Annotated in this window: 10 protein-coding genes; 6 read left to right on the top strand and 4 right to left on the bottom strand. The window is 39.8% G+C overall.

All coding sequences use genetic code 11. The annotated features are described in order from the left end of the window. Nucleotides 1-46: 46 nt before the first annotated feature. The 3 genes from ACP8HI_RS11055 to ACP8HI_RS11045 form a co-directional block, all read right to left on the bottom strand. Entirely contained in the window at nt 47-964 is a 918-nt protein-coding gene (locus ACP8HI_RS11055) for an aldo/keto reductase (RefSeq protein ID WP_438351130.1), read from the bottom strand. 182 nt (nt 965-1,146) lie between these two features. Next, on the bottom strand, nt 1,147-1,860 hold the full coding sequence (locus ACP8HI_RS11050) for an RluA family pseudouridine synthase (RefSeq protein WP_438351129.1): 714 nt from the start codon (nt 1,858-1,860) through the stop codon (nt 1,147-1,149). 4 nt (nt 1,861-1,864) lie between these two features. Then, on the bottom strand, nt 1,865-2,728 hold the full coding sequence (locus ACP8HI_RS11045; RefSeq protein ID WP_438351781.1) for a class I SAM-dependent methyltransferase: 864 nt from the start codon (nt 2,726-2,728) through the stop codon (nt 1,865-1,867). Between the two features lie 288 nt (nt 2,729-3,016). Between ACP8HI_RS11045 and araA the strand changes: the two genes are divergently transcribed. Beyond that, a complete protein-coding gene (araA, locus tag ACP8HI_RS11040) occupies nt 3,017-4,510 on the top strand; it encodes an L-arabinose isomerase (RefSeq protein ID WP_438351128.1) in 1,494 nt (497 codons plus the stop codon). 254 nt (nt 4,511-4,764) lie between these two features. Here the strand turns inward: araA and ACP8HI_RS11035 are convergent, their stop codons facing one another. Beyond that, nucleotides 4,765-5,784 (bottom strand): LacI family DNA-binding transcriptional regulator, encoded by a 1,020-nt coding sequence (locus ACP8HI_RS11035; protein WP_438351127.1) that lies wholly within the window; start codon nt 5,782-5,784, stop codon nt 4,765-4,767. Between the two features lie 260 nt (nt 5,785-6,044). Here ACP8HI_RS11035 and ACP8HI_RS11030 point away from each other — a divergent pair, with 260 nt between their 5' ends. The 5 genes from ACP8HI_RS11030 to ACP8HI_RS11010 all read left to right on the top strand — a co-directional run bounded on the left by ACP8HI_RS11030 (nt 6,045) and on the right by ACP8HI_RS11010 (nt 12,435). Further along, the gene (locus ACP8HI_RS11030; protein WP_438351126.1) at nt 6,045-7,115 is read left to right on the top strand and encodes a glycoside hydrolase family 130 protein; all 1,071 of its coding nucleotides are present in this window, start codon (nt 6,045-6,047) and stop codon (nt 7,113-7,115) included. Between the two features lie 24 nt (nt 7,116-7,139). Beyond that, nucleotides 7,140-8,075 carry an ABC transporter permease gene (locus ACP8HI_RS11025; RefSeq protein WP_438351125.1) on the top strand — a complete coding sequence of 312 codons (936 nt, stop codon included), beginning with the start codon at nt 7,140-7,142 and terminating at the stop codon, nt 8,073-8,075. A gap of 20 nt (nt 8,076-8,095) precedes the next feature. Then, on the top strand, nt 8,096-8,980 hold the full coding sequence (locus ACP8HI_RS11020; RefSeq protein ID WP_438351124.1) for a carbohydrate ABC transporter permease: 885 nt from the start codon (nt 8,096-8,098) through the stop codon (nt 8,978-8,980). Between the two features lie 52 nt (nt 8,981-9,032). Next, nucleotides 9,033-10,712, top strand: a complete 1,680-nt coding sequence (locus ACP8HI_RS11015; protein WP_438351123.1) for an extracellular solute-binding protein — start codon at nt 9,033-9,035, stop codon at nt 10,710-10,712. Between the two features lie 79 nt (nt 10,713-10,791). Further along, a complete protein-coding gene (locus ACP8HI_RS11010) occupies nt 10,792-12,435 on the top strand; it encodes a hypothetical protein (RefSeq protein ID WP_438351122.1) in 1,644 nt (547 codons plus the stop codon). The last annotated feature ends 7 nt before the right edge of the window (nt 12,436-12,442 follow it).

Below are 12,442 nucleotides of genomic sequence, written 5' to 3'. Positions count from 1 at the left end.
TGGAGTGCTTACTTAAAGGGGGGACTTTGTTATTGCCCTATAGTATTTAAGGAAGTTTATTTCCTGCTGCTCTGTATATCTCGTACCATTCCTGCCTTGTAAGACTGATATTCGAGGCCTCACAAATATCTTTCAAACGATCTGGATTGGTTGTCCCAACGACAGGTTGAATTCTAGCTGGGTGTCTTAGAATCCATGCAATGGCCATGGCGGTATTGGACACACCTTTTACTTCGGCTATTTCATTGATTTTATTGTTGAGTTCTGGGAATTGATCATTATTTAAGAATACGCCCTCAAAGAAACCGAACTGGAAAGGAGACCAAGCTTGGATCGTAATATCCTTCAGACGGCAATAGTCCAATATACTTCCGTCTCTATCGATGGAACGGTCGATGTGCATGTTCACATTGATACCCGCATCGATCATACCGGTATTAGTAATGCTTAGCTGCAGTTGATTGATGATAAGTTTATGATTCAAGTACTTGTTCAGTAATTCAATCTGCATAGGGTTTTGATTACTCACTCCGAAATGTCTGACCTTACCGCTGTCGCGCAATATGGTGAAAGCTTCGTCGACCTCTTCAGGTTCTACAAGAGTATCTGGACGATGCAGAAGTAAAACGTCTAGATATTCCGTCTGTAAACGCTTTAGAATACCATCAACAGAATTCAAAATATGTTCCTTGGAAAAATCGAAGTAACCTTCGCGAATTCCGCATTTGGATTGGATAATCATGTTGTCTCGAATGCTAGGATTCATGTCAATAGCTTGCGCAAAACACTCCTCGGATTTGCCACTACCATAAATATCAGCATGATCAAAGAAGTTTATACCCTCATCCATGGCTGTATTGATAAGTTTAGCAGCTTCCTGTTTGGATAGGTCTGCAATTCTCATACATCCAAGTGAAATCTCTGAGGCGCTAAGATCGCTTTTACCAATGTTAATAAATTTCATAACAACACCACTTTCATAGAATTTGTGATCAAACCTAATATGGAGGATACTCCTTCCATCATTATAACTCTAAATGACGTTTGATTGCATAAAAATACACCTCTTAGATTGTCAATGGATTAACCTAGAAGGTTCTCCTATAACTATTCTAAGAGGTGCATTAGATGTTGCGGATTTGATGATTACAGTTCCACTTGCTCCTGCGGCCATAAATCCCAAGGGTACTGAGAAGGAGGGGAGGATACCAAGGTAACCTCTTCCTTCGTTACCGGATGGGGGAAGCCCACAAATACTGACCAAAGGGCGATTTGTTGTCCGATTTTATTTAATCGGCTACCATACTTTTGATCACCATAGAGTGGATGTCCCATTTGGCTGAATTGTACTCGTATCTGATGTGATCTACCCGTTAGAAGTTCGACTTGTACTAGACTTAACTTGTCAGAAGTCCCGATGACTTTATAATCGAGGATTGCTTCTTTAGCACCGTCCGTTCCCCGCGGAACAACGGTTACCGTATTGGTCTTCGCATCTTTTAATAGCATATCGGTTAATCTTCCATGAGAAGAAGTAAGAGTGCCATGGATGACAGCTAAGTACACTTTACGGAAATTTCGACTGCGAACAGATTCGGATAAGCGGGAAGCTGCTTTAGATGTCTTGGCGAAGATCATAGCCCCTCCAACAGGGCGATCTAGTCTATGAACAAGACCAACATAGACGTTGCCGGGTTTATTATATCGATCCTTTATATCCTGCTTGAGAATATTAACCAGGTCCGGATCCCCCGATGAGTCTTCTTGTGTTGGTACATTCACAGGCTTGATGATCCCAAGAAGATGGTTATCTTCATAAAGGATAGGTATATTTGATCCTGATGTATTTGCATCATTCATAAACTTAAGCCTCCCAGCGACCTAGAATTCCACAAGGCAGTGTCAGTCCAGAAGACGTGATAGGTAAACCAATTTCACCTGAAGATATATTCCCACTATATTTACGTGCCATAGTCATAGTCAGCATATTGCTCAGAACCGTTGGTGAAATTCCAGTCGTATAGGAGTTGATCAGCATAAAGAGAGGCTTGTCCGACATAATTTCCATACAGCTCTCTAGAAACGGATACAAGCTGGACTCCAGCTTCCACATCTCGCCACCTGGTCCACGACCATAGGAAGGGGGGTCCATAATAATGGCATCGTATTTATTCCCACGACGTTGTTCACGTTGTACAAATTTAAATACGTCATCTGTGATATAGCGTACTGGACGGTTAGCAAGACCAGAAAGCTGAAGATTTTCTTTAGCCCACTGTACCATTCCCTTCGCCGCATCAACATGCACAACATCTGCACCTGCATAAGCTGCTGCAACTGTAGCACCGCCTGTGTAAGCGAATAGATTCAATACTTTAATAGGACGACCAGCATCAGCAATTTTATCCATCATCCAGCGCCAGTTCACAGCTTGTTCTGGGAATAGACCAGTATGTTTGAAACTAGTAGGTTTAATATGGAATTTCAATTTATCATATGAAATACTCCAGCGCTCAGGGATAGGTTTCTTCATATCCCATTGACCACCACCTGCAGAACTACGCGTGTAATGACCATGAACTTTACGCCATGTGTCTGTTTCGTTCTTTAATGGCCAAATAATCTGTGGGTCTGGTCTGCGTAAGAAGATATCGCCCCATCTTTCCAACTTATCTCCATCACCCGTGTCTAATAATTCGTAATCTTTCCAATCGTGTGCTACATACATCATTAATCCATCCTTCATTTCAGTCTAAAATTCATATAGATTATATTGTACATCATTTATCCTCATTAATGCATCCTAATCATAGGAAGCTTTGTAATCTCTACTTGAAATACAACTATTTTACGAGTAGAATGAGGATATTGAAAGTTGTACGTACAAGGTAAATATTTATATGGATAAATTACTACTTTAGCAATTCATTTTGAGAAGTATCGTTTTAAAGGGCTATGTCTCCACCTTATATTGTACGTACAATATATTATTAATAATATGTAGGAGGTTTTATTCATGCTAAAAGTGAAACCGTTTCAATTCTGGTTTGTAACCGGAAGTCAACATTTATATGGTCCAGAAACACTTGAATTGGTAGAAGAACACTCCCGTAAAATCGTAGAGGGACTTAATCGTAATGAACATGTGACATTTGAAATTGTGAATAAACCTGTTCTTACGAACCCAGATTCAATCCGCAGATTATGTATCGATGCTAATAGTGATGATCAATGTGCAGGTATTATTACATGGATGCATACATTCTCTCCGGCAAAAATGTGGATTGCAGGTCTTTTGCAATTGAAGAAGCCACTTCTGCACTTACATACTCAATTTAATCGAGACATTCCATGGGATGCCATCGATATGGACTTCATGAACTTGAATCAATCGGCTCATGGTGACCGTGAATATGGTTTTATCGGCGCTCGTATGGGGATTCCTCGTAAAGTAATCGTTGGCTATTGGGATGACTCCACCGTCGTTGAACGTATTGGTAGCTGGATGGCTACAGCTTCTGCATTTAATGAAAGTCAACATCTTAAATTGGCTCGCTTCGGCGACAATATGCGTAATGTTGCTGTTACAGATGGAGATAAAGTTGAAGCGCAGATTAAGCTTGGCTGGGATGTTAGAGCCTATGGCATTGGTGATTTGGTCGATGTGATTAGTGGTATATCAGAAGGTGATGTTAACGCACTGTTCGATGAATACACTCAGAAATATATATTATCAGAGCAAGCGAAATCTGCGGGTCCTATAAAAGAAGCTATTCTTGAACAAGCACGAATTGAGCTTGGTATGAAAGCATTCTTAGAGCAGGGTGAATTCTCAGCATTTACAACGAACTTCGAAGACCTCCACGGTATGAAACAATTACCTGGACTCGCTGTTCAACGCTTAATGGAACAAGGATATGGATTTGGAGGGGAAGGGGATTGGAAGACTTCCGCTTTACTTCGTCTAATGAAGATCATTGCTCGTAATGAAGGAACCTCCTTTATGGAAGATTACACATACCACTTCGAACCTGGTAACGAGTTGATTCTTGGTTCTCACATGTTGGAAGTATGCCCAACGATTGCAGCGGATAAACCGCGCATTGAGGTTCATCCACTGTCCATCGGGGGTCGTCAAGATCCAGCTCGTATGATCTTTGATGGTCGTAGCGGTCCGGCATTAGCAGCCTCTCTCGTAGATATGGGCAACCGATTCCGTCTCATCATTAACGTAGTCGATGCAGTTAAAGCGCAACATGACATGCCGAATCTACCCGTTGCTCGTGTGATGTGGAAGCCTGAACCTTCACTTTCAGTATCTGCTGAATCATGGATCCTTGCAGGGGGAGCGCATCATACCGTATTCTCTTACAAAGTAACGACAGAACAGCTAGTTGACTGGGCTGAGATGGTTGGAATCGAGTGTGTCATTATTGACAAGAATACGACTCCACAAATCTTTAAGAATGAGCTACGATGGAATGATATGTACTATCGATTGAATTCATAAGTTCATCTTAATGACAGTAGCTTTAATAAATAAAGTCGCTTTCTCATGAACTGTGACCCATAAGAAGGACCCCTTGAAAAAAGGGGCTCTCTTGTGGGTCACTTTTATTTTAAAATATAAGAAAGTATAAGTTTCACTTAATACTCTATTCCTTATATTTCCGCTGAAACGGATACCTTAAAGTGATACGAAGTATCGCTAGCATCGGAAGCATAGGCTTTTTGAAAAAAGACGGCACAGCCGTTTCTACTTGATCATACTACTGTTATTTCCCTAATGGATTCACGTTCCACGAGTTGAACATTGACGGTCTCCTTCTGCGGATCGAGTGTGGGATGCTCCATCCGGCGGAGCATACACTTCAAAGCTTTTATCGACATATCTTGTTTGTTAATATTCATAGACGTAAGATTTGGGCTTACGTTTTGGCTTAGATCTGTATTGTCAAAACTGATGATAGATATTTGTTCAGGAACGGAAATACCTTGCGATTGAAGTTTTAATAGTAATTTATAAGCTGCCATATCACAGTGGCATACGAATGCGGTTGGGAGTGACTGAGGAATGGCGTAATCAATATTGTATGCACCTGTTAAATCGTTATTGATTAGGTGCCATTCCTTGGAATATATCAAATCATTTTTGAGAAGCGCTTTATAATAACCGCAAAATCGGTCCATGACACTCATCGTATAATGCGGATCCCCTACAAACCCTATTTCTTTATGGCCCATATCTATTAAATGCTGGGTTATCGAATATCCGGATAAGTAATTATCGCTAATAATTGAATCGATTTCTAAATGAGTATCATAGAAGTCGATCGCGACGATAGGGATTTTTGTTTTCAATACGGCTTCTTTAATATAGCTTGTGGATAGTTCTCCAGCGATGAAAAGTCCATTTAAGGATTGTTGATTTTGAGTAAAAGTAAATGGCAAAACTTCATTTTCTTCCTCCTCCTGATTGAGAATATATAGAGATAAATCAATATTGTTTAAAGCACATTCTCTGCTTAAATGATAATAAATCTGCGTATAAAAATTATCCGTGTCGAGAAAAAAACGTTTAGCTACGAGAAATCCGAGTTTTGTTACTGTCAAGTTTTCATTTTCATTTTTGCTCGCATAGCCCATATCATGGGCTACCTGTACTATTCGTTCTCTTAATTCTTTGCTAACTCCAGGTTGATTTTTAAGAGCCTTGAATACGGAAACTTTTGTCGTGCCGATTTCGTTCGCTATGATCTCAAGCGTTACTTTTTGTTTTTTCATTATGTAGCTCCTGACAAATATTTATTTTACTTTGTATATCATTCAACAGGAAAGTCTATTTTCCTTGCAAGACTTATTTATAATAACGGATCGTTAATAAGTATAATAACACTTCAAGTAACAAGTTAATATGTTTTGATAAAAATTAACTAACGTAAGATAAAATCATGATAAAAAATAAAATAAGTTAGTTGACTTTGACAAAATAATAAACTAATATAATTTTGAAAGCGCTAACATATATATTGAAAAGGGAGAAGGTGGCGGTAATTCGTTATTATCAAAATCCTATTATTGTGCCTACGGACATAAAAGCTTCAACGCTCGAGATGGAGGTTATAGGAGTATTCAACGCAGGAGTTATCCGGTATCAGGAAGAAATTATTTTATTGCTCCGCGTGGCAGAAAAGCCAATAAATGATAATCCAGATGAGTATCTTACGCCTGTTTACAGTGTTGAGACAGACAGTATTAAATTTATTAGTATTTCAAAAAAAGATCCGGATCATGACTTTTCCGATTCCAGAGTCATTAAGACGCCAAGCGGCAACTACTTGACTTCAATATCGCATTTTAGAGTAGCACGAAGTAAAGATGGCATTGATTTCTCGATTGAGGAGCAGCCATCTGTATTTCCGGCAACGATGTATGAAACGTTCGGTATCGAGGATGCAAGGATTACAAAGATCGGAGAATATTATTATATAACTTACTCTGGTATCTCTGATAAAGGTATTGTCACGGCGTTAATATCAACGAATAATTTCCTTGATTTTAAACGGGAAGGAGTGATATTTCATCCGGATAATAAAGATGTCGTTATTTTTCCGGAATTAATAAATGGTAAGTATTATGCTATTCATAGGCCTTCAAGTTCACACTATGGTGAGCCCGAAATGTGGATTGCAGAATCATCGGATCTGCTATGTTGGGGCAACCACCGCTTTTTGTTGGGATTGCGTCCTGGAACTTGGGATAGCGTACGTATTGGAGCTAGCGCTGTACCCATAAGATTGAAAGAGGGTTGGCTGGAAATATATCATGGTGCCGATGAAAGTAATCGTTACTGTATAGGTGCTGTCTTACTAGATATCGACGAACCTTGGAAAGTAATTGCCAGAAGTGAAGAACCTATTATGGAGCCGCAAGCGGATTATGAATGTGAAGGATTTTTTGGAAATGTCATTTTTCCATGTGGTGCATTATATGAAGACAACAAAATTAAAATCTATTATGGAGCGAGTGATCAATCTATTGCATATGCGGAAATTTCACTAGAGAATATTAGGTCTGGCTTGAAGCATTCTCTTATCGAACAGGTTTCATTGTGAAGCTTGTGAAAGGGGGTATATCCGATGAAAATTGGAACTGCGATTAAACATAATGGCTTAAGAGATTTGATCATGAATCGATACCTTTATATGCTGGCTGTCCCTGCTGTATTATTCAGCATTATTTTCGCGTATTTACCCATGATTGGAATTATCATAGCATTTCAAGATTTCAACCCTTTGAAAGGGATGTTCCAAAGTAAATTTGTAGGATTGGATAATTTTAAATTCTTCTTTCGGGGTCAAGATTGGTGGATTATTACGGTGAATACCGTTTACTTTAATTTATTATTTATAATAACGGGCACAATTGTTGCATTGCTTCTGGCAATTATCGTTACCGAGCTTGGGAAAAACTTAGCTGTTCGTACCATGCAATCTATCATGATTTTACCGAACTTCATTTCCTGGCCGATTGTAGGTTTGTTCTCAGTTGCTTTCTTTACAGCAGATACTGGGACGATTAACCAGCTACTTTCCAGCTTGTCGTTACAGAATATCGAATTTTACACAAATCCATATGTGTGGCCGGTGATTTTTGTCTTGGCAAACATTTGGAAAGGTGCAGGATTTAGCGCGATTATCTATATGGCTGCCATTATTGGTATCGACAAAGGATTGTATGAGGCTGCTAAGATTGATGGAGCTTCCAAAATTCAATGTATTTATCTAATTACGCTACCCCTGCTGAAAAGCACAATTATCATGTTGTTCTTGCTCAGTCTCGGAGGGATATTTGGTGGGAATTTGGATATGATCTATTCGTTAATTGGTGACAATCCATTACTATCCAAAACAACGGATACGATTGACATCTATGTATTCCGTGGGTTACGAACGTCAGGCTCACTGGGTATGTCACAAGCTATTTCGCTATATCAATCGATTGTAGGATTTATACTCGTTATTTATGCAAATAAAATTGCGAAAAGATTTGACGGAGACTCGGCTATTTTTTAATCGGAAAGCAGGTGAGAAATTTGAAAAGATCAAGATCAGAAATCGTCTTGGATGTTATCTTCTATGCGATTGCCGCATTGTTCTCGATTGCATGCCTGTATCCGTTTCTATTAGTTCTAATGAGTTCTTTTACGGAAGAAATGAGCTTGCAGACATTCGGTTATTCTATTTTTCCGAAGATGTTTTCATTGGATGCCTATATGGCAATATTTCGAACGAAAACGATTCCTACTGCTTATTTGGTCACTATGTTTGTTACTGTGGTTGGAACTTTCTTGAGTTTATTGATAACGAGTACTGCAGCCTATGCGCTTTCGGGACGACGTTTATATTATGGGGGGCAAATTGCATTATTCTTCTACTTCACGATGTTATTTAGTGGTGGGATCGTCTCGCAATATATTTTACTGACGAAATACTTACATCTGCAAAATTCAATATGGGTTTACATTCTACCCGCGCTTTTGGGACCGTGGAATATGTTTTTAATGCGGAACTTCTTTAATGACATCCCAGGTGAATTATTCGAATCTGCCAAAATGGAGGGAGCGGGTGAGATGACAATGCTTTACAAAATTGCTCTCCCGCTTTCCCTCCCGGCTATGGCAACTATAGGGATGTTCTACGCCTTAGGTTATTGGTCTATGTGGCAACCTGGGTTGCTTTATATAGACAATCCTGATTTATACACATTGCAATACATTGTCATGCAGATTATCCGAAACGTTGACATCGCGCAGAATATCGCTGTTCAGGGTACATTTCAAGGGGCTAGTCAAGTCGCTCCTGCCTATACAGTTCGATTGGCGACGGCAATGGTAACGATAGGTCCAATTATTTTGTTATACCCATTTTTACAGCGTTACTTTGTCGCAGGACTCAAGGTTGGTGCTATCAAAGGATAGAATCTTTGGAAGTTAGTTGGCAATCAAAAAAAATTGCAATGGAGGGTTCGATATGGGGAAAAGTATTCGGAAATATTGTTGCATTATATTAGCTTCTTGTATGATGATGACACTTTTGGTAGCCTGCACGGGCACTAACAAGGATGTAGCAACAAACCAACCCAAAGAAGTAGATTCAAACCAAACTGCGGAATCTAAGCTAGAGCCTGTAACATTGAAGATTATGCTGTGGGGAGACAAACCGAATCAATTTGATGAGGTTGTCGCAGAGTTTGAGAAACGTACGAAAGATACATTGAATACTAAACTGAATGTTACATTCACGCCTCAATCCGATTATGTGAACAAACTGAAGTTGAAACTTTCAGCGGGGGAGCAGGTTGATTTAGCTTTTGATGCACCGTGGATGAATATGAACCAATTTATTCAACAAGATAATTACCACATCTTGGACGATTACTTCTTTAATGATAAGTATCCAGGATTGAAGAAAGCATTCTCAGAGTCATTCATTAATAATAATAAGTTTATGGGAACAGATAATAAGCTCCATGTCTATGGGGTGCCAATGGGGCAATACCTTGGAGATCTTGGCATTCTCTACTATCGGAAAGATCTGGCTGAGAAATATGGAATGTCCGAATTTGATTCATATCAAGATGTATTGACCTATTATGATAACGTTCTGATAAACGAGAAGAATATGACTCCATTTATTGAAAGGAATGACGGGAATTATTCTTCTGTCGCAGTCATTAATGGTGATAAGGAAACGGGTGTCGATGCTGCTAAAGCTGGTCTTTACTCTTTACCCCTTGCGCCGAACGTAGATGTGACTGCTTATATCAAAGATAATAAAATTGTAGATGCATCAATCACTGGGGAGAACGAGGATTCCCTCAAAAATTTCCCGGCCCCGTATAATGTAGCCGATACGAGCACCATGCAAACCGTACGTGAATGGAATGAAAAGGGTTACACTGAAAAAGAACCGATTACTAGAACAGATGCGCAAGGTACTTTTACAGCAGGGAAAGCGGCTTCTATGACGGAGACGATTGCCAATTTCACCTCGATAGAATCTGCCTTAAAGGCAGTAGTTCCAAGTGCTGAACTAGGCATGTTCCTCGTCAATAAAGGCGAGAGAGAGTTGGAACAGCCATTTGCACTAACAGATTTTCGGGTATGGAACTTCTTAACGGTTCCGAAATCTTCGAAGAATCTAGAGAGATCGATGATGTTTGTGAACTGGCTGAATGAAAACCAAGACAATCATGATCTTTTCGAACTGGGTATTGAAGGTAAGCATTGGGTAGCAGAAGGGGCAGATAAATTTAAATACCCTGATGGAATTGACGTATCTAGAAATTATAATCTCCCAGGATATATTTTAACTTGGAATCCGAACTACATTCGTTTGGCAGCTACGATACCAGATGAGTTCGTACAATACTACAGATATATTGCGGATGAAAACACGTACATGAAGTCGGTTGTAGCCGGATTTTCATTCAACGGTGATGCTGTGAAAAATGCTCTGGCTAACCCCGATTTTGGTAAAATTGCCTCTGAGAAGCTGGTTTACGATCTTGGAATGATTGCGGATCCTGTACAATCGATGAATAAATTGCAAGAAAAATGGAATAAAAATAAAAATTTACAAGAGGATATTAAAACGATTAAAGAAGAATTAATGAACCAGCTTCAAGCATACCTAGATACACAAAATTAAAAGAGTTTATGAATGAATTGGATTAGGGATCCCTATCCCTAATCCAATTTAATTGCTAATCCGTGAGGAGGGTCTTCTATTGAATAGGATTCATAGAGTCGAGCAAATGCCGAACATTCCAAATCCATTTTTAATGAGAGATTGGAATCAGGTCAGTCATAACTATGATAAATTGGTATTTGATTTTGAGGCCAAAGGTGACTTCCTGCCGTTAATCTGGTGGGACCACTCACATAGTAACGTGAAAAGGGATACATTCGGATTGCCTTCCTATGTGGGGATGAACAAGGGGGAGTCTGGACACGAAGCAATTAATTGTGTTGCGGCTATTCTAGGTGCAACTTTGGTCGGTATTGATAAAAGTAATCAAAATGGGATGAATTGGGTCTCCATGTGTGAAAATTACTTTAATATTGATAATGGGGAAAATTTATTTTTAAATTCGACAAACGGTCATTCTGGTGGGAGCTTTTGGTATGAGATTTACCCGCATGTACTGCTGTATTCTCTCGCTTATTATTATCCCAAATTAGAAGTGTTGGATGAGATCATGCATGCTACTGCCGATAAATGGTACGAGGCTTGTTATGAGCTTGGTGGCAAGAATGGCATACCTGATTTCAATCATGTTTCCTACGACTTTCGTTCGAAGAAACCTGTTGATAACGGGAAGTGGAAAGAGCCAGAAGCCGCTGCCGGCATTGCTTGGCTGGAATACTTAGCCTATTCGAAATGGAAGGATCCGAAGTATTTGACTGCGGCTGATTGGTGTATGAATTTTCTAGAACAAAGCATTGAAAATCCGTTCTATGAAATCTTATTGCCTTATGGTGCTTACATTGCAGCAAGAATGAACGCTGAGCATGGAAGAAATTATGATCTGAAGAAGCTTCTGAATTGGTGTTTCGACGGTGATAGTGCTTGCAGAAAAGGTTGGGGAGTCATTGTGGAAAGATGGGGCGACTATGACTGTCATGGTTTATGCGGGAGTCTGATGGATTGGGGACAACGATGGGACAAGATGGAAAGTAATTCGTCGGATGAAATCAAGGGTGATTCAAGCGGTTATGCATTTGCTGCTAACACCTTCGCACTTGCAGCTGCCCTTATCCCAATTGTACGGTACGATGTCCGTTTTGCCAAAGATCTTGGGAAATGGATGCTGAACGCAGCCAATAACGCTAGGTTGTTTTATCCTAATGGGTTGCCAGCAGTTCAACAGTCATGTGCCTTTTTCCAAAGCGACCCCGATTCCGTCATTGCATATGAAGGATTACGGAAACAATGGGATCATCAAAGCCCATATGCGACAGGGGACGGAATCCGTTACAGTTGGGGTGCGATAGACTTGGGATTGTATGGTTCCTCCCACGTAGGTATCTTTGGAGGCATTATTTCACAAACGAATGAACCGTATATTTTGCAATTGGATTGTTTAAAGACGGATTACTTTCGGGAAAATGCTTATCCTACCTATTTATATTACAATCCATGCGAGAGCGACAAAACAATAATAATGGATACCGAACAGGAATCTTCAAATATTTATGATGCAGTTTCGCACACCTATTTGCATAAGGGTACGAGAGGGAAAGTAACCATTACGATACCTCCGGATTCTGCGAGGGTCGTTGTTATCATACCCGCTAACGGCGACGTCCGACTAGAAGGCAATAAAATGATGGTGAACGGCGTGGTGATTGGTTATAACACAGCAAGTTAATTTTTTA

The sequence above is a fragment of the Paenibacillus sp. FA6 genome, assembly GCF_051550225.1.
GTDB lineage: Bacteria > Bacillota > Bacilli > Paenibacillales > Paenibacillaceae > Paenibacillus_AQ.
The sequence above is the reverse complement of the archived record's forward strand: the minus strand, read 5'-3'. Positions and strand labels throughout refer to the sequence as shown.